The sequence below is a fragment of the Prevotella sp. PTAC genome, from assembly GCF_013166535.1.
Classification (GTDB): Bacteria; Bacteroidota; Bacteroidia; order Bacteroidales; family Bacteroidaceae; genus Prevotella.
In genome coordinates, this window is record NZ_JABKKK010000003.1 from 226598 (window position 1) to 246422 (window position 19825).

The 19825-nt window shown below is 48.8% G+C and carries 9 protein-coding genes and 1 pseudogene; 8 read left to right on the plus strand and 2 right to left on the minus strand.

The genetic code is table 11. The features are described 5' to 3' along the window. Window positions 1–80: 80 nt before the first annotated feature. Window positions 81–1307, minus strand: a complete 1227-nt coding sequence (locus HPS53_RS03645; RefSeq protein ID WP_172204435.1) for an FtsX-like permease family protein — start codon at window positions 1305–1307, stop codon at window positions 81–83. Next, the gene (gene rbfA / locus HPS53_RS03650) at window positions 1304–1642 is read right to left on the minus strand and encodes a 30S ribosome-binding factor RbfA (protein ID WP_104369477.1); all 339 of its coding nucleotides are present in this window, start codon (window positions 1640–1642) and stop codon (window positions 1304–1306) included. Before rbfA ends, HPS53_RS03645 begins: the two co-directional genes overlap by 4 nt. Window positions 1643–2967: 1325 nt before the next feature. On the opposite strand from rbfA, the gene HPS53_RS03655 reads away from it, so the two are divergent. The 8 genes and pseudogenes from HPS53_RS03655 to HPS53_RS03690 form a co-directional block, all read left to right on the plus strand. Next, a complete protein-coding gene (locus HPS53_RS03655) occupies window positions 2968–5274 on the plus strand; it encodes a fasciclin (RefSeq protein ID WP_172204437.1) in 2307 nt (768 codons plus the stop codon). A 14-nt stretch (window positions 5275–5288) separates the two neighbouring features. Then, window positions 5289–8549, plus strand: a complete 3261-nt coding sequence (locus HPS53_RS03660) for a SusC/RagA family TonB-linked outer membrane protein (RefSeq protein WP_172204439.1) — start codon at window positions 5289–5291, stop codon at window positions 8547–8549. Between the two features lie 6 nt (window positions 8550–8555). Further along, window positions 8556–10127 (plus strand): RagB/SusD family nutrient uptake outer membrane protein, encoded by a 1572-nt coding sequence (locus tag HPS53_RS03665; protein ID WP_104369481.1) that lies wholly within the window; start codon window positions 8556–8558, stop codon window positions 10125–10127. A gap of 12 nt (window positions 10128–10139) precedes the next feature. Further along, window positions 10140–11858, plus strand: a complete 1719-nt coding sequence (locus HPS53_RS03670) for a DUF5108 domain-containing protein (protein ID WP_172204441.1) — start codon at window positions 10140–10142, stop codon at window positions 11856–11858. A 25-nt stretch (window positions 11859–11883) separates the two neighbouring features. Beyond that, the gene (locus HPS53_RS03675) at window positions 11884–13614 is read left to right on the plus strand and encodes a hypothetical protein (protein WP_172204443.1); all 1731 of its coding nucleotides are present in this window, start codon (window positions 11884–11886) and stop codon (window positions 13612–13614) included. Between the two features lie 15 nt (window positions 13615–13629). Then, a complete protein-coding gene (locus tag HPS53_RS03680; RefSeq protein ID WP_172204445.1) occupies window positions 13630–16770 on the plus strand; it encodes a SusC/RagA family TonB-linked outer membrane protein in 3141 nt (1046 codons plus the stop codon). 19 nt (window positions 16771–16789) lie between these two features. Further along, the gene (locus tag HPS53_RS03685) at window positions 16790–18556 is read left to right on the plus strand and encodes a hypothetical protein (protein WP_104369485.1); all 1767 of its coding nucleotides are present in this window, start codon (window positions 16790–16792) and stop codon (window positions 18554–18556) included. 30 nt (window positions 18557–18586) lie between these two features. Then, a pseudogene (locus HPS53_RS03690) lies at window positions 18587–19825 on the plus strand (hypothetical protein); the annotation flags it as partial.

Here is a 19825-nt window from a genome sequence, read left to right on the forward strand (position 1 = left end):
ATCTTTGAGCATGAAATCTTGTTCTTGTTCTTGAAAGTATTCTCCTTACTACTCAACTCCTTACTACTCAACTCCTCAAATCACAACAACCTCTTTGCGAAATATCTCACCGGATACCACACCGACACGAAGCCTACGGCTATGACGGTGATGAAAATCACGATGATGTCGTCCGGATGCACGCTCACCGGGTAGGCGTCTACCACGAAAGAGCCCGACGAGCGACCCAGTCCCACGATGCCGTAGGTCTGTTGCAGCCAGCAGAGCAGCAGGCCGAGTGCAATGCCGGCCACGGAGCCTATCACGGTGATGAGCCTCCCCTCGAAGAGGAAAATCCTTGTTATCAGTTTGTCGCTCGCTCCTAAATTGCGCAGTGTCACCACGTCGTTTTTCTTCTCGATCATCAGCATCGACAGGCTTCCGATGATGTTGAAGCATGCCACGATGAGGATGAACGTAAGAAAGATATATGCGATGAGTTTCTCTATTTTCATTATCTTGAACGTGTCTTCCTGCTGCTCGTACCTGTCTCTCACGTAGTATTTGCCTCCTGCGATATTCTTCATCTCGGCTTTCACGGCGTCGAAGTCGCTTCCCGGCTTCAGGCGCAGTTCGAGAGACGTTATCATTCCCTGGCGGTCGAACAGCCTCCTGGCAAACGCAATGTTAGTCAGTATGTGGCCCTTGTCGTATTTGGCTTGCTTTACGTTGAAGAGCACACCCGGAGAGTAAAGCTCGTCTTCCACAAATCCGTCTTCCACGTCAGTCATGCTCAGTTGCCCCTCGCGCCTCGGCGCGAATATCCTTATCGGGTTGCGGTAGGTGAATCCGGTGCCGAGCGTCTCGGCCAGGCGTATGCCAGGTATGCCGTATGATATGTCGGCGGCATGCAGCTCGTATGTGCCGTCGCCCACAAGTATCTCCCTTATGTGTGTCAGGCTGTCGAAATTATCCTCCACACCCATTATATTCACCATCGCCTGGCGGCCCTCATACATGGCCAGCGCCATGTCTTCCACCACCTCCGTGGCTACTTCCACCTGCGGGAGAGCCTTTATGCGCGTCAGCACCGGGTCGTCGGCCGGAGCGTCCTTGCCTGTCACGGGAGTGACTTTAATCTGCGGGTCGAACGTGGTGAAGAACGATGCCACCAGGTCATGGAAACCGTTGAACACGCTTAGCGTCACCACGAGCGCCATCGTAGCCACCGCCACACCCACCATGCTGATGCCGCTGATGATGTTTATGGCGTGCGTGCTTTTCTTTGAGAAGAGATAACGGCGCGATATGTATAGCGGCAGTATCATTCCTCTTTCAGCAGTTCGTCGATATGTTCGATGTAGTCGAGCGAGTCGTCCACGAAGAAGCGCAGCTCGGGGATAATCCTCAACTGGTGGCGTGTGCGTGTTCCCAGTTCGTAGCGTATTGTCTTTTCGCTCGATTTGATGTTGGCCAGTATGTCTTCGGCCTTGTCGCTGGGGAAAATGCTCAGATAGGCGGTGCATATACTGAGGTCGGGCGACACCCTCGTGCGTGTCACCGACACCATTATGCCGCGTGTCATCCGTGTCTGTTGCTGGAATATGATGCTCAGCTCCTTTTGCAGCAGCCTCGCGATTTTGTTCTGTCTTGTCTCTTGCATAATTTCAAAATACGATGTTGATGATGTGTATACGGTATGTGACGGGTGCCGCTGCAGGCATGCTTTTCCTCGTTTTTCATGTCACTCCGTGCGTATGCCCGTCTTAATCTCATGCAAAAATACTCAAAATCCCGTAATTAGCAGTCTGTTGTGGCAAAAAAACGAGTTGCCGGCCGAGTTTTAATCCTCCTTCCTGTGGTTTTCTCTTTCTGCCGGATAATAACCGGCCGTATAGTGAAGTGTATCGTGATGTCGCTTGCATTTTCGGCGGTTTGATGCTAACTTTGTGATATAAAAACGATTTAAAGCCATGGAAACAACGAATAATTTTTACAACACGGGCGCTCTGTCGCATGCGGCCGGTATGGCAGGCATCCACAATCAGGTTTCGCGCCCCGGCACAGATATATGGCGGATGTGCATATTTATACATCCGGTATTGTCTGTGATTTTTGATAAGCAAAGGCCAGCGGCGATGCACGCTATGACTATGTAGCGCGCACGAAGGGGATTTGCGGCCGTCCGGTATCATATACTCGGGGCATCCGATGCTTGGCATCGGGTGCCTTTTTTTGTTTTCAGGCCTTTAAAATCCTTGTAACAAGCCTCTTTTTGCCGTGCGTTAAGCATCCCGTTGCGTCGCGTTTGGTATCTAAACGCGACGCAACGGGATACCGAATGGAGTGTAACGGGTATCCCATTGCACGGGGCAGGCTTTTTCTTCGGTTTTATTCGATGTTTATGGCTCGCACAGTGAGGTAAATATCAAAAAACGCAGGAAAAGCGCTTGCGTATTTACCCCATTTTTGTATAAATATTCATTTGTGCGACAGTGGTGACGGTTTGTCTTTTATGCTGCGACCTTTACTGTTTATCGTGTTTTCGCAGTGGTGTCAGGCTTGTTTGCGTTTGATATTTTATTTACAAACATCTGTGTGCCATGTCTCTGCGTCGTTTGTCAGCATGCGGCGTATGCTGTCTTGGCCTTTTTCGTGTCGGGTTTTGTAATTAATATTTATTTCAGTGTTTTAACGCCTTTATTTGGCTTGTCGTTAAGTCTTATAATACCCGAATAATTGATAAAAACATTATAATATTGCCCCCCCCCGTAAGGGGGCTTTTGCAATGCTTATAATTTTTTATAATTTTGTACCGATTAATCACTAACAAACTACAAACTTTATAAAACAATCTTGAAACAGAGAATTTCATAGTTGGATATGGAACAGTATGAGTCCGGTTTCCGGGCCGTATTTGTCGGCTATATACGTTGTTGTGTCGATGTTTCCGGGTTTGACGAGAATTATTAACAAATATTATAACCAATGAACAAAAGAAAAGATTTGTTTATTTCGTTGGCTGCGCTTCTTCTGTTAGGGGGGGTGAGTTCTTGTAAGGACGACCTGTCCGAGAGCGACCATTACAAGTCGCCCGACTGGCTGAAAGGTAATGCCTACGAAGTGTTGCAGGGAGAAGGCAATCACGGAATCTTCCTGAGAGGTGTCGATTTGTCCGACTATGCCTCTATCGTGAGGGGCAACAGTATCGTCACGGTCATGGCGCCGGATGACAATGCGTTCAGGACTTTCTTGAAGGAAAAGGGCTATTCGTCCATCGACGACCTGAAACAGAAAGACCCGCAGTATCTCAACAAGCTCATCGGATACCATCTGATGTACTATGCTTACGACTGGTCCAAGATGGTGAACTTCCGCCCCGACGACGGCGATGCCGGTACGGACGAGGACAAGGAGGTGATGGCGGGCTACTTCTACAAGCACCGCACGCACAGCATCGACCCGATAGAACAGCAGCGTGTGAAGCTGACGCCCAATGCCACCAGCGACACGCTCATCAACATCTATCATTACGAGCGCTACCTGCCGGTGTTCTCAAACAAGATGTTCGAGACTAAGGGCATAGACGCGGCGTACAACTACAACTATTTCTATCCCGGCACGGAGTGGAAAGGAAACGCCGGCGCCAACGGAGTGTTCAATGTGGCCAATGCCAAGGTGAAAGACAGCAGGAATGTTGTCACCGACAACGGTTATCTGTATCATGTGGACCGCGTGATTGATCCGTTGAACACAATATACGACGAGTTGAGGTTTAATCCCCAATACTCCAAATATGTGGAACTGTACGACAAGTACTCTACATACGAGCCGGCATCCGAAGATATAAACAACTCGCTCGGATACATAGCATACGTACACCGTCACGGCACATTGCCTTCGATAGCTATGGAGTGGCCGGTGCTAAGCTGGCAGGCCGTCGCCACACTTGAGTATGCGGGATATAATGTATTCGCGCCTTCAAACGCGGCGATAGACAATTTCTTCAAGACGTACTGGACAGCCGAGGGCGGATATACCTCGCTCGACAATCTTGACGACCTGATACTTGAATATTTCCTGTTGCAGTCGTTTGCCAAGGACAATTTCATAGTGTTCCCCGAAGAGATAAAGGCCGGAGACGTGCTCACGGTTTACGGAACGCCGATAAACATCGACCCGGAGCAGGTGACAGACAGGAAGATATGTGCCAACGGCATATTATACGGTATGGATAAGATGGACGCCCCGGCGATATTCTCTTCCGTTGTGGGTCCGGCGTTCAAGGATAAGAACTTCCTCACATATCTTTATGCTCTTACCGGTTCGCAGCGTATGCTCTCGCTTGCGTCACGCAACACAGACTTCGTGACACTCATGCCCAACAACACACAGTTCGAGAAAGCCGATCCGGCAATGCGCCTCTATTCCACTACTACCGGCAAGCAGTTGCAGCAGTACAGCAGCGATGCCGGTGATTTTGTGGAGATGAGTTCAGCCTCTATGGAGCGTATCGTGGACATGCACACCGCACAGAACATAAAGAGCCTGTCAGACAACGGCACGCAGGTGGTGGAGACCAACCTGCCGTACAACTATTGGTTCGTAAAGGACGGTAAGATAACTACCAACGCCCTTTTCAACCAGCAGCTTGAGCCTACATATACCGGCTCGCCGTTCGTGGACCTCCACTTGCAGGCAAACAATGGAGAGGCATGGGACAACGGAAACTCTTACTCTTACGACGCTGAGGCCATCTTCGAGGCAGCGAGCGGCGACGGACTCGCACGCCGCCTGGCTATATGCAACGACAAGAACTATTCTTATTATATGTTCGCGCAACTGTTGCAGAAAGCGGGTCTCTCCGTAGGTAACGGACTTTCTACGAGCATAGTCTTACCAGGCGACCGTTTCTTCGCTTTCATTCCCACCAACGCGGCTATCGCGGCAAATCTCGACAAGATTCCGGGTGCAGGCAAACTGACGGTAAACGACGGTATTCTTTCGGGCACACCGTCGTCTTCCGAGAAGACGCAGCTGGCAAATTACCTGCGCTCATATTTCGTGACTTCCACCATGAACTCGTTCACCTCATATCCATATATAGGATCTTCGTGCAAAGGTGAGTTCAATACCACCGGCTCGGACAGGGTAAACGTGTCTGACGACGGTACAAAGCTGACAGTCAATTTCGTAGGCTCCGGCAATACGACGACTGTCATTCCTGATTACAATTATCTGCCGTTCGCCTTCAATGACGGATGCTTCCATCTTATCGACGGCATACTGCAATGATAAAAACGACGATCATGAACAGAATTAAATCAATAAAAATAAACGTGAGAATATCACTTCTGATGGTTATGCTGGTATCGTTCGGCATGGCGGCTTCCGCCCAGAATGTGATATCGGGTATCGTTTCGGAGATGGTGGGCAACACTAAGGAGCCTGTGCTTGGCGCCAACGTGGTGCTGGTGAACTCTCAGAACCGATATATCAAGGGCGCGGTGACCGACTTCAACGGTAACTATACGCTCCAAGTGCCGGCAAACGCGGGCAAACTGAAAGTCCGTGTGTCATATATCGGTATGAAAACCAAGACCGTTAACTATAACGGACAGACAACACTTAACTTCACGCTTGAGAGTGACGAGGCCAACAAGGTAAAGGAAATCAAGGTCGTTTCGCGCCGCTCCGACCGGATGGGTGTGTCACGTCTTGAACAGACATCGTCCATGCAGACACTGCAGGTGGGTGAGATTGTGGAGCAAAGCCCCATCGGAACAATCGAGGAGGCTCTGCAAGGACAGATTTCCGGTCTTGACATCAACCTCGGCGGAGACCCGGGTGCGCGCAGTTCGATACGTATCCGCGGTACGAGCACGCTCGACGGCGATGCCGAGCCGCTCATCGTGGTCGACGGTGTGCCTTACGATGTTGATATTTCCAATGATTTCAGTTTCCAGACCGCCAATGAGGAAGACTTCGGTGCGCTTCTGAACATCGCCCCGTCGAACATCGAGAGCATCGACGTGCTCAAAGACGCGTCGGCAACGGCGATATACGGTTCCAAGGGAGCCAACGGCGTGTTGCTCATCAACACCAAGCGAGGCTCGTACGGAAAGACGCAGTTCTCTTTCTCAACCAAGTTTACCGTGAAGAAAGAGCCGGCATCCATCCCGCTGCTCAACGGCCGCCAGTATACTTCGCTGATGCAGGACGAGCTGTGGAACGCCGCCAACTCGAAAGGTATATCAAATGCCTCTTCCGAAATGGACATGCTCTTCAATGCCGATGAGATAAACTATAACAAGGCATACAAGTACTATGACGAGTATAATTGCGATACCGACTGGCTCGATGCCGTGAAGCAGGACGCTGTCATCACGGATAACAACTTCTCTATGAGCGGTGGTGGTGAGAAGGCAACATACCGTTTCAGTCTCGGATACTACAATGAGCAGGGTACCACAAAGGGAACAGGTCTCGACCGTCTCTCGACCCAGTTCAAGATTACTTACAACTTCTCCGACCGTCTGCGCGTGCATACCGACTTCTCGTTCACAAACACTGAGAAAGAAGCGAATGTGCTTGATAATGCCCGCTCGATGGCCCAGAAGAAGATGCCTAACTTAAGTCCTTATTGGATTGATGACGTGACAGGATTGGCCACAGGCAGATACTTCATGCAGGAAAGTGACTTCCAGGGAGGTTACAAGGATAACTATAACCCTGTGGCACTGGTGGATCTTGGTTTCAACAAGACAACCATGCGCGAGGAAAAGATGAAGGTAATGCTTGAGTATGAATTCCCGTTCCACCTGCGTTTCCAGGGTTGGGTGGCACTCAACATGAAGACAAACAAGAATAAAAAATTCTTGCCGCAGGAAGCTACGGGAGTGCTGTGGACAAACTCAAACGCCAACCAGGCAACCGACGCCACATCAGACGGATTTACACTGCAATCGGAAGCTAAATTATTATATAACAATGTACTTGGAAAGAAGCACGGACTTACGGCGACAGCCATCTTCCGTACTTACCAGAGCCAGTCGTTCAACAGCTCGAGCGTGACATACGGTAACGCCTCTTCCAATCTTTCAGACCCCGTGGTGGGAAGCGTGGTTTCATCATCAGGTTCAGGAAACTCGGAGGCCCGCTCGGTATCGTTTATCGGTCAGGCCGTGTACTCTTACGACGAGCGTTACGTGCTGAAAGCGTCTGTCAACTACGAGGGTAACTCGGCGATGGGCGGCAGGAACCGTTTCGGTACATACCCGGCGTTCGGTCTGGCATGGAACATCGACAAGGAGCACTTCTGGAGCGAGTCGTTCCACAAGTGGTTCACCGAAGGTAAACTGCGTTTCGGTCTCGGATGGGCAGGTAAGGCTCCTTCCGGTGCCGCACGGTACTACGGTGCGTACACCTCGCTCGGCCAGTATATGGACATGCAGGCCATACACGCGATCCGTATGCAGCTCGAAAACCTCAAATGGCAGTCTACCCGTGAGTATGACTTCGGTGTGGACCTGCGTCTGTGGGATAAGTTGAACATCACGTTCGACTACTATGACAAGAAGACATCAGACCTGTTGCTCAAAGACACCAAGCTGCCGTCTACCACAGGTTACGACAAGATAGCGTGGATCAACTCGGGTGTGCTCAGCAACAAGGGTTTCGAGTTGCGCTTCGACTATCAGGTATTGAAGAAGAAAGACTGGTTTGTGAGCGTTAACGCAAACATCAGCCGCAACGTGAACAAGGTAGAGGAGCTACCGTCTACATATAAATATGAGAACTATACGTTCGGAAACGGAAACTATGCTCTCCGTATTCTTGAAAACGCTCCTATCGGTTCGTTCTACGGATACCGCTACAAGGGTGTATACCAGAACGCTGAAGATACATACGCACGCGACAAGAACGGCGCCGTGATGCGCGACTACAACGGTAATCCTATCATCATGCGTAACGGTTCCACGCAGGCTTTCCCCGGCGATGCCAAGTATGAGGACATCAACCATGACGGTGTAATCAACGAGAACGATATCGTATACCTCGGCAACGCCAATCCGAAACTCATCGGCGGTGGAGGTTTCCAGGTGAAATGGAAGGACCTCACTCTTACCACATTCTTCTACGGCCGTTTCGGACAGAAGATTATCAACAAGGCTCGTATGAACCTTGAAAGCATGTATGGTACCGGAAACCAGAGCACGGCGGTGCTGAGCCGCTGGCGTGCCGAAGGCGACCAGACGGATATCCCGCGCGCACTTTACGGCATGGGCTACAACTATCTCGGTTCGGACCGTTTTGTCGAGGATGCCACATTCGTTCGCCTGAAGACATTGTCGCTTAGCTGGAACGTGCCCAAGAAGTTGCTCCAGAAGCTGAACTGGGGCATATCGCGCGCCAACGTGTTCGTGACAGGATACGACCTGTTTACATGGACGGGCTATAAAGGTCAGGATCCCGAGGTTAGTCTGCCATCGGCCACAAAGCTTGTGGAAGACAATGCCACAACTCCTGTTTCCAAGCGTTTTGCATTTGGTCTAACCGTTAATTTCTAAGGAACAATGAATAAGAAAATAAATATATTGTTAAGCCTGCTCTGCCTGATGTTCACAACATCATGCAACGACTGGCTTGATCTCAAACCTAATAACGAGCAGGTCACCGATGATTATTGGAAATCGAAAGAAGACGTGGAGTCTGTTGTGACCTCGGGCTACTATTACATGCGTGATTGCGTGCCCAATTACATCAAGTGGGGTGAGTTGCGCGGTGGAGCGTTCTACTCACGTAACAGTGACGATGTGAAGCTGCAAGACTTCAACCTTACTCCGAGTTATAAGTTGTGCGAGTATTCGAATTTCTACAAGGTCATAGACAATGCCAACTCGGTAATCCACTATGCCCCGGGAGTAAGAAGCCTGGACAATACTTACTACGAGTCTGTGATGAACTCACACCTCTGCGAGGCTTATTTCCAGCGTGCTTATTCTTATCTGGTATTGTTGAAAAACTATCAGAGCGTGCCTCTGATAACAGAGCCTTATGTGGATGATACCAACTCCTTTGACATAGCCAAGTCTACGGAGAAGGAGATAGTGGATCGTATAAAGAAAGACGTTGAGACCGCTCTTGCCACCGGAGCCGCGAAAGGTTCTTACGAAGTGGACTGGCAGACAAAAGGCCGTGCCACGAAGTGGGCTCTCTATGCCCTTATGGCAGACGTGTGCCTGTGGAACGGGGACTACGACGATTGCGTGAAGTACTGCGATATGATACTGAACGCCACGGATGCGTTCCGCCCGGTGTTTATCACAAATACCAACGACTGGTACACGATGTTCTATCCCGGAAACTCAAACGAAAGCATATTCGAACTGAACTGGGACTACAACATAGAGCTTAAGAACAATAACTTCGCTTCGCTGTGGTCACAGTCTACGTCCTCACGCCTGATTTTCACCAATGAGGCAATGGAGAAGATGCGTACCGAGACGGAAGAACTTGAAAAGGCCGGAATGTCGCCGGAAGGCCGTATGGGACGCATGATGCTCGGAACATATGTGACGGATAACGGTTCGCCGTATCAGACCGCAAACACGTTCTATATGTGGAAATACAACGGAACCGACGTGCAGGATGTTACCGGAGGCGTGCGTTCTCATCAGGACGCTAATTTCATAATCTATCGTGTGGCTGAAATCATACTGATGAAGGCACAGGCAGAGATTATGAGGGGCAACTACCGCGAGGCCGTGGCTCAGATAAACCGCATACGCAACCGTGCCGGACTGGCCAACTATAATAATATAGATCTCGACAGCGAAGATTCTGATGTATTGATCGGGCTGCTTGACGAACCGACACTGCTTGAGGAAGTGCTGAGTCAGAAAGAGCTTGAATTCATGGGAGAAGGCAAGCGCTGGTATGATTTGCTCTGGTTCGGAAGAATAAAGGACAAAACGTATAAGGAAGAATTCATCAGTGAGGTGCTCAAGGGCAACCAGACCACCAACAAGGCGTGGATTCGCTCGGTGCTTGTGGATCCCAATGCATGGTACATGCCTATACCGCAGGCGGATATCGATCATAATCGATTGCTCGAACAGAATCCCTATTATGCAACAACTAATTAAGGAGGGAAAGACATGAAAATATTGAAAATGCTTAATAGAATAGCGGCAGGCGCAGTTCTTGCGCTTACTGTATCGGCATGTGACTCGGATGTGTTCAACATAAATGCCGATCCGTTTAAAGATCAGACATATATTAATATTCTGAACTCGCCGATTTCAGTATATCTCGAAAGTGAGCCCGACTTCACGGAATACGTGAAAGCGCTCAAATATTCGGATACATACAATGCGCTGAACCAGTCGACATCAGGAGTGAGCTTCACGGCGTTCGCTCCGACCAATGAGGCTATGCAGGACTTTTACAGCCGCAGGGGTGTGGAAGGATTGGAGAACTTGTCAAAGGATTATGTGAGGGCGTTCGTGCTCTATCACACATTGCCGGACTCAATACAGGCCGAGGCATTCGTGACAAAGACCTCCGTGACCAACCTTTCGTCAGACAATATCAGCATTTCGATCGACCCTGATAATGCCGGACAGGCGACACTTAATGACGAGGGACAGGTAATACAGATGGGAATAAGCGCTTATAACGGTAAGATATATGTGTTGTCTAAAGCGATGACTCCGCTTGTAGAGACGGTATATGAGCGTGTTTTGCAGACCGGCACGTCAAACATAATGGCTGCCGCCATGCGTGAGACCGGCTGGGACAAGGAGCTGTCCGTTATTGCCGATACTGTGATTGTGGATGGAAAGAAGACAATCAGTAAGCGTTATTATACCGTGTTCAATGTTTCTGACGCGGTATTTGGCGAGGCCGGCATCGGAAGTCTGGATGACCTGAAAACGAAAATGGCCGCCAATGACGACAGGGGAGTAGGCGTGGACAGCCTTCTGCGCGAGTATGTGGCTTATCACGTGATGACCAACATGTATACGACGGCAAATCTCGGAGAGGTTACCACGACAGATACACGTATCTGGAACTCGGCGGCAAAGAATCAGGTGTTCACTGTTAAGACCGATACTCTGACGACTGTCGAGGCAGACAAATATGTTCTCAACGGTGAGGGCGTGAGCGCCAAGTTCATTCCCGAAGCCTCCAATGTACTGGCAAAGAACGGATATATGCACCAGCTGACCTCATGGCTGCCCGTTTGGGAGCCGAAACAGTCGGTGGTCGTATGGGATTTGGGTGACTACACAGAGATAAAGAATATCGTTAGTCCCGAAGATTACCAACCTGCCGAGCCGGTGGCATCGGAAAGCAGGACACGCGTGGCCAACGCCGCTTGTTTCACGTACGAGATGAGTGAGTCGGGAACGAAGAACAACTCGTTCAGTGACATTGACTATGTGACGAGCAAGTCATATAAGATCAGCGGTAACACGGTGAAAGCGAACAATAATGACAAGGTTGTGTTTAATCTGGGCTATATGGGCTTTGTGCAGATGCCTACACCGACCTTGGTAAGAGGCAAGTACAAAGTGGAACTTACTCTCATCTATACCGCTACACAGAATTTCATGCGTCAGCAGACAAAAGGAAACGGCGGACTTCTGCGTATGACTTTTGACGACAGGGAGGAGACAACCGTATTCACCGCACCGTATACGAAAGTACCGAGCGCTTTGCCGGGTATATACACATCCACGATATACGATGAGGTAGAGTTTACCGAGACATCATCACATAACTTTAAGTTTGTTGTGTTGGATCCGGCCGCAAGTTCGGAGTCTGGTTTCAGCTTGCAGTTCGATTGCATCACATTCACACCGATTGAATAATGAACACTTAATAAAGCAAACAGTTATGAAAAAAGTAAATATAAGCATTTCCCGTTGGCTTTTCCGCACGTCATGCGCGGCCATGATGGCTTTCGCTTTCGCTTCCTGCTCGAACCTGGAAGACAACGACCATTATGGAAACGGCTCTACGGTAATAAACAACAACGAGTTGAAAATCGTTAACATGAGCAGTGCCGAGTACATGAACAGCCGTGCGGATTTATCCGACATGAGCAATCTGTTCAAGGAAAACGGCATATATAGCGAACTGAACAAGAAAGGACAGCTCAGCACCATGCTTGTGGTTACGAACGATAATTACAGACAGCCTGACGCGGATGATGTCGTGTTTGTCACGAAGTCGCATGTCAGTGACGTGTCGGTATCTCCCGCCAACTTGCATAACGGTGAGCGTCTGATGATGTGGCATGGAAAATATGTCAACGTCACCATGGACGAAGAAGGCGAGCAAGGAGCCATTGTGGATCATATAAAGTTCAACAACGCATCGGTGAAAGAGGTTATCCAGACAACCAACGGATATATCTATGTCATCTCCGATATGATAGAGACTCCTACTTCGTTGTCGGATTTCATCAACTCGCTTGACGATAATTATTCGATATTCAAGGATTTGGTATTGAGCAGCGGAGGAAAGGTGTTTGACCGTGTGAACAGTAAGCCGATAGGTGTAAACAATGAGGGCAACACTGTTTATGACACGGTGTGGATATATACCAACGCGCATTTTGAGGAGAAAGGCTTCGACATGAATTCGGAGTCGCTTACCGCCACGATGCTTCTGTTCTCGAACGATGTTATCAATGCCGCTATGTCAGAAGCGCGTGCGCGTCTGACAATGTGGGGAATGGAACGTCCGGACTCGGCTCTTCTTAATTGGATCAGGGACGTGAGCTTCTATAACAGGAGATATACGGCAGACCAGTTGCAGAATGCCGAGGCGGAAGACATCAAGAGTATTTTCAACAAGCAGTGGCGTACAAACGCCCATTCGATAGACAAGGAAAATCCGATAGAGCTGTCTAACGGCATTGTCTATAATGTGAATAAGGTACACATGCCCAACAATCTGCTTATGTATCGTCTGAAAGACAAGTTCTATTATTATGAGAACTGCACGGATGCACAGAAAGAGGAGTATTTCAAGATGACCAACATGGTCTTCTCCAAGTGTAATACCGATGTCGCTGCGTGGACTCCGCTGTCAGGCGTATGGCCGGAAGTGGAAAACCGTGTTCTCATACTTGGCCCCGGTGATGACGGTCCGCAAGGCAATCTGCGTCTTGATTTTACCCCCGTCAGATTGAAGGAAAACATAGGTGGCGGAACATCTGTCGAGCCTTATCTTGTCCCGCCGGGATCATATCGTCTGGCTATGGGTTTCAAGCAGAATCAGAACATGACAATAAAAGTGTCTGTACTGGTAAACGGCCAGGTGGTATCGGTTTCAAATCCGATTACTCTCGGTTCTGCCACCACTTATCACTATGACCGTGGCGCGACATTGCCTGACAGGTATCCGGAAGGTTACGATCCCTCCAAGCTGTCTGACAAGAAAGCCGGCAATTATGATACCGACGGCGGTCCAATCATAGATGAGGTTGTCATTCCTGATGTGAATGGCAACGGTTCCGCTTCACAGATTGTTATTCGTATTGAGGCAGACAACTGGAATGAACAGACCGGTATGACTTTGCACCACTGGTGTCTGCGTCCGACAGTAAACAACTACTAAGAAAAAATTAACGATATGAACGAAAATATAAAGAGATTTGTTCTGTGTCTGAGTCTGTCGGCCGTTTTCACGACCGATGGATTCGCACAAAAGTTGACCGGTAGAGTGGTGAACTCTGCCAATCAGCCGATTGCCGATGTCGTCATCACAAGCCCCGGCTGCACGACAACACGTTCGGCAAGCGACGGAACTTTTGCGATGGACAGTGTCAAGGCTGGCGCCATTGTAAGTTTCCGCCATGAGGGATTTTATACAAAGACGGAATATCTGAAGAATGCCGACGTGACAGGTTTGAACGTCTATATGGTGGAAACTGACAAGACACGTTACAACGAGACCGCATTGTTGCCGCACGGCAAGTATGAGAATGATATGTCAGTGGCCGGTGTGAGCAATGTGAACCGTAAGGACTTTGCGTTGGGTTCCATGTCGATAGACAAGGCTCTGAAAGGAAGTGTCACCGGACTTAATGTCGTGAACAAAAGCGGTATGACCGGTGAGGGCGCTTACATGCAGTTGAGAGGTATCAAGTCGCTTGTGGCGGAGAATTCTCCTCTTGTAGTGATAAACGGAGTGCCTTATATGCCCGATATGAATATGAGCCAGATCATAAACGGCTACTCACGCTCCATATTCCAGGCCTTGAACGGTCAGGATATTCGTAATATCACAATACTGAAGGGCGCTGACGCCGCTATTTACGGTTCGCTCGGTTCAAACGGCGTGATAATGATCGAGACCGACCAGGCAACTTCGACAGATGTCAATACGCGTATATCTTTCTCGGCTATTTATGGCTTTAACTGGAACAACCGTCGTATACCGGTGATGAATTCAAACCAGTACAAGAGCTATTTGTCCGATATGGGTCTTACATATTACGATAATATGGAGGCTTTCTTTAAGGATTTTACATTCTTGTCCGATCCTAACGCCAACAAGGCCTATCTGTATCAGTACAACACAGACTGGCAGGATGAGATATACCGAAACAGCAACACTATGGACTACCTGTTCCGTGTGGAGGGTGGTGACAATATTGCCAAGTACAATATCTCATTGGGCTACATGGGTGATGACGGTACATTGAAGAGCACAAGCAGCCAGCGCTATAACACTCAGGTCAATGCGTCTGTGCTGGTGAGCAAGAAACTGGAAATCCAGGCCGCCATTAACGCCGCTTATCTGACGGGTGACTATCAGGAGCAGGGAATGTCTTACGAGACAAACCCCATGTTGGCGGCATATCGCCGCAGCCCGTTGCTGAGTCCGTGGAAGAGCGATATGTATGGACACCTCATCAATACCTATTCGAGCTACAAGTATGGAGCGATAGAGAAAGACGACTTTTTCGTGTCAAACCCTCTTGCCATTGTGAACACTCTTTACGGAAAAAGCCGTCAGTATGACATGAACGCGAAGATACAGTTGATTTATAATCCCATCGCGAACCTTACCATTAACGGTGTAGTGGGAATGTATTACAACTATAATCAGGAAGAAGCTTTCATTCCGGGCAAGAACAACAATGACATAGTTCCTTTGTTTGACCAGTATGGTAAGGCCGAAAACTCTGTCAGGATAGGTACCAATCATACTTTTAATATGTATTACGGAGCCAATGCCGTATACAAATGGAACCTGAACCCAGACAATAAGTTCAATTTCATGGCCGGTTATCAGGCGTTGCTTACCAGCTATGAGTATGATGCCGCTTTCGGCCGCAACTCTAACAATGACTATTACCAGACATTGGGTGACGCCCAGTCGTTGGGTAAGTACTTCTCCGGTTATAACAATAAGTGGAACTGGATGAACTTATATGCCCATGCGGACTATACATTCGCAAATCTGTTGAAGGTCGGTCTGTCCGCATCGTGGGACGGCGCGTCAAGTATCGGCAAGGATGCCACACGCATGTCATTCTATCCGGCAGGAGAGGTTGTGGTCATGGCAAAGCAGTTGCCCGGCTTGAAGACTTTTGATTTTATAAACAAGTTGAACCTTTATGCCAACTATGGACTTACGGGTAACAGCCGTTACAGCAGCAAGCTGGGTAAATACTATTATACATCCCGTCCATATCAGACAATCGCAGGTATTGTGCGCGCCAACGTGCCTAATACCAAACTCGAGGCAGAGACCGATTACACTTTGAATCTCGGTGTTGAGACATCGCTGTGGAACAACCGTGTAGACCTTGGTGTCGGATATTACGACATCAATGCCAAGAATGTCCTCATGACCGGTGTGCGCTCTTCTGTTCTCGGAACGAGCACATACTATAATAATGACGCGGAGATATCATCTTCCGGTTTGGAGTTGAGCTTGGCGGTGACACCGATCTATACAAAGGATCTCAAATGGACGATCGGTGGAAATCTTACAACGCTCAAGAACGAGGTCAAGTCTCTCGGAAACATCAATGACATAGTCACTCCGCTCAATGACGGCGCAGAGATTATCACTCGTGTGGGAGAGAACCCCTATGCTTTCTATGGCTATAAGACAAACGGCGTATTCTCTACGACAGCTGAGGCTGCCGCCGCAAATCTTTCAAACCGTAGTGGTGTGAAGTATCAGGCCGGCGACATGCGTTATGTGGACATGAATAACGACAATATAATCAACGATGACGATAAGGTTGTTATCGGTAGCGCTACTCCCGATTTCTTCGGTAGCATTTTCACACGTGTGGAATACAAGAACTTCGCGCTTGATGTCACAATGGCATACTCGGTAGGTAACGATGCTTATAATGCCGTGCGTCGTGTGACGGAATCCGGTTCAGACTTCTCCAATCAGAGTATATCCATGGTTCGCCGTTGGTCTATGGAAGGACAGGTTACAGACATTCCCCGTGTGATGTACGGTGACAAGGTCGGAAACAATGACTTCAGCGATCGTTGGATAGAGGATGCCTCTTATCTCAAATTGCGTGATGTCACGTTGAGTTATACATGGAATAAGCCCCTCTTCAATTTCATTCAGGGAGGAACACTCTTCGTAACCGGTGAGAATCTTTTCTGCATTACCGATTACCTTGGTCTCGACCCGGAATTCTCTTATTCCAACAGTTCGGTATACCAGGGTGTGGACTATGCCAAGGTTTCCGCTCCGCGCTCGATAAAGTTCGGTGTAAATCTCAAGTTCTAATTGATAAAATACAAATTACATGAAAAAGATATTTTATTCGATATTCAGTATATCGCTGTTGCTTTCAGCCACGATGTCGTTCACGTCGTGCAGCGATTTCTTTGATCCTGACACCGACGACGAATTAGACGGTGGGGATTACATTTCCTCAAATACGGAAATGTATACGGGATTTCTCGGCATTATGACTAAGCTGCAGGTTATCGGTGACAAGGAAATATTCCTCACCGATACCCGTGCGGACCTTCTTGAACCGACAGACGATTCCACTCCCGAGTTGATAGCTCTTTATAATTACGCGGATAACTTGCAAGGCAATTCGTATGCGGATCCTGCCGGCTATTATGAAGTCATAATAGCCTGCAACGATTATCTTGTGAAGATGAAAGAGTATCGCAAGAATCCCGATGTGGATGATGATATATGGAAAGACCTTGTGTCTTCGACAGTGCGTATCAAGGTTTGGACATATAAGACTTTGGCGGAGATATACGGCAAGGCCGTATGGTTTGATACTCCTATTACCAAAGTGACGGACATCACTGAGGGCGAAGGTTTTGAGTTCTTGGAACTGGAACCGCTCATCGACAAGTGTATCAATCTCATGGATACCGGTTTCGAAGGTGTTCCTACCAACCGTACTATCGATTGGATTGCGTGGCTGGATCCGAGCAATGTGACCAATGCCGCAAATTCGCAATATCGCAAATGGAATTGGATGGTGCCGCCATACGAGGGTATTTATGGAGAGCTCAACCTCTGGAAGGGCGCATGTCTTGACGGCAAGGGTGTAGACGCCGAGTCTTATTATAAGAAAGCGGCGGATGTATTGCTCAATATTCTTACATATTATGCGGATTGTAAGTATATGACAACACCGAAGGACCCGGGTTCTACGGTTTATTGGTTGCCCTCCGCGGCTACTCCTGGTCATTATACTCCCATTTGGAATAATGCCCAGCCGTATCAGTGTGAGGTTGTGGCCGCGTTGATTTATGACTATACTCTCAATCAGACCAATACCCTGTTGAAGCATTTCTCTAACGAATATCCGAACAAGTATTGGCTTCGTCCGTCAGAGTATGGTATAGAGCACTTTATAGATAAGGATTTCAACCCCGGCGCGACAACGAATGACACACGTTACAAGTGTATGTTCGGTACGGCCAGCGGTCAGCCCTACATTGCCAAGTTCCGCCCTGTAGGCAGCAGTGTCAGGGTGAACCCGTATCAGGACGATGTGCATATCTATATATACCGTGCCACACAGTATCACATGTTGCTTGCGGAGGCGCTTAATCATTTGAAGCGGTTTACCGCAATGAACGGTGTGTTCAACACCGGTGTCACCAAGGAGATATTCGTTGCCGGTGATGCGGAGTGGGAGGGCTTCTCCCGCAACTGGACCAGTGATGCGGAGTGGGGAACTCGCAGATATCCGTCAATGGGTATCCGCGGTTGCTACGGTCTTACGGCCCGTCCTGTCAAGATGTCCATCCTTGAACTCGGCGAACGCGAAACGTTCAAGTTCAACGACCTCGCCATTCTCGATGAGGCAATGCTTGAATTTGCTTGCGAGGGAAAGGCATATCCCATGATGAACCGTATGGCTGTGCGTTATGGCGACAATTCCATCATTGCCGATCGTGTGTGCCCCAAATATGAGGCGACAGGTAAAGCCGGGGAGATTCGTTCCAAAATCCTGGCGGGTGGCAACTGGATTCCTTATGATTTGAAAATATCTTCGGAACAGAAGAATGATACTGACCAAAATACCGATAAATAATTATTATTAGTTTAAAACAAGATTAGTGTAATGAAGAAAATTCTATTATTGACATTGACTCTCGTATTGGCACTCAGTGCCGATGCGCAGACGACTTATCGAAAGTCATGGGACTTCACCAAGTGGAGTTCCGAGACCGTGGCCAACCTTATGGCAGGTTCGGATTGGTCCGACATTGAGAAGGCAGACCAGTCTGAGCCGACAGAAGCGTCAAAGAACAACTGTTTCTGGGAAGTAAAGTCAAGAGGTGTTGCCGACGGCGAGGTTGTTCTTACAGCCAATGAGACTGTAATCAAGGAACTCGATGGCCTGTGGTATACAAATACGGCAGACCGTTCGCTCGCCATCGCTGTGAACTATCTGCTGCCCAGCTTGGGTGAGTATCACGGTCCCTCTTACTTGTGGCTCGGTAGCAAAACGAAAAACTACTTCGTGATACCTCACGTGGCTCCCGGTACAACCATTAAGATGGGTGTAGAGTCACATAAATCGGCAGAAGCCCGCGGTGTTGAGCTTTATGTGGGTCGTGGAACATCAGGAACGAAATTGCTTGATCCGGATGGAAATGCGGTGCCTAAGCCTACCACATACCAGGATCTGACATGGCTCGTACCTGCTGATGTAACTCCCACTAATGAGGAAGACGGAACCGTTGATATCCAGATTCGCAATACTAATGGTTGCCACCTTTATTATATCACAGTCGGTGACGGTGACGTGCCGGATGTGGAGAAAGCGAAGAAAGTCGCTTATGTGACTAATACCGCTACTATTGATGAAGACCTGGCTTATGTGTTCCTCAGCGCCACTGATGGTGTGGAACTCAATACGGTAGCATCTTCCGAGACATCCTCACTTGAAGAGCTTCAGGGTTATGATGCGGTTGTAATCTCTCCTTATGTTGCTGCTACAGACGCTATCGTTCCCACATTGAAGAGCGCCATCGCTTACGAGCCGGTACTCAACATGAATGCCGCCCTGTATGAGGCATGGGGATATGGCAAGCCCGTAGCTACTTCGGAAATGTCAGTCACTGTTCCTACTGAAATGGCAGACAACGCTCTTTTCGCTGATCTCGATATCACATCAGGCCTTGAATTGTTGACAGACGGCGGTATCACCGGAGTGTCTCTCGGTGAGTATTTCGCAAACGATGCCGTTCTTGCCACAGCCGGTGAGGCGGTCGCCATACACCAGCATAATGCGGCCCGCAACACTTATCTCTTCCTGCCTTACACAGAGGAAGGACTGGCTGCCGCCAACCAAGAC

Bases quoted from the DNA above. Each gene is read 5' to 3' on its own strand.
- HPS53_RS03645 (WP_172204435.1), bottom strand. From the start codon at position 1,307: ATGATACTGCCGCTATACATATCGCGCCGTTATCTCTTCTCAAAGAAA.
- rbfA (WP_104369477.1), bottom strand. From the start codon at position 1,642: ATGCAAGAGACAAGACAGAACAAAATCGCGAGGCTGCTGCAAAAGGAG.
- HPS53_RS03655 (WP_172204437.1), top strand. From the start codon at position 2,968: ATGAACAAAAGAAAAGATTTGTTTATTTCGTTGGCTGCGCTTCTTCTG.
- HPS53_RS03660 (WP_172204439.1), top strand. From the start codon at position 5,289: ATGAACAGAATTAAATCAATAAAAATAAACGTGAGAATATCACTTCTG.
- HPS53_RS03665 (WP_104369481.1), top strand. From the start codon at position 8,556: ATGAATAAGAAAATAAATATATTGTTAAGCCTGCTCTGCCTGATGTTC.
- HPS53_RS03670 (WP_172204441.1), top strand. From the start codon at position 10,140: ATGAAAATATTGAAAATGCTTAATAGAATAGCGGCAGGCGCAGTTCTT.
- HPS53_RS03675 (WP_172204443.1), top strand. From the start codon at position 11,884: ATGAAAAAAGTAAATATAAGCATTTCCCGTTGGCTTTTCCGCACGTCA.
- HPS53_RS03680 (WP_172204445.1), top strand. From the start codon at position 13,630: ATGAACGAAAATATAAAGAGATTTGTTCTGTGTCTGAGTCTGTCGGCC.
- HPS53_RS03685 (WP_104369485.1), top strand. From the start codon at position 16,790: ATGAAAAAGATATTTTATTCGATATTCAGTATATCGCTGTTGCTTTCA.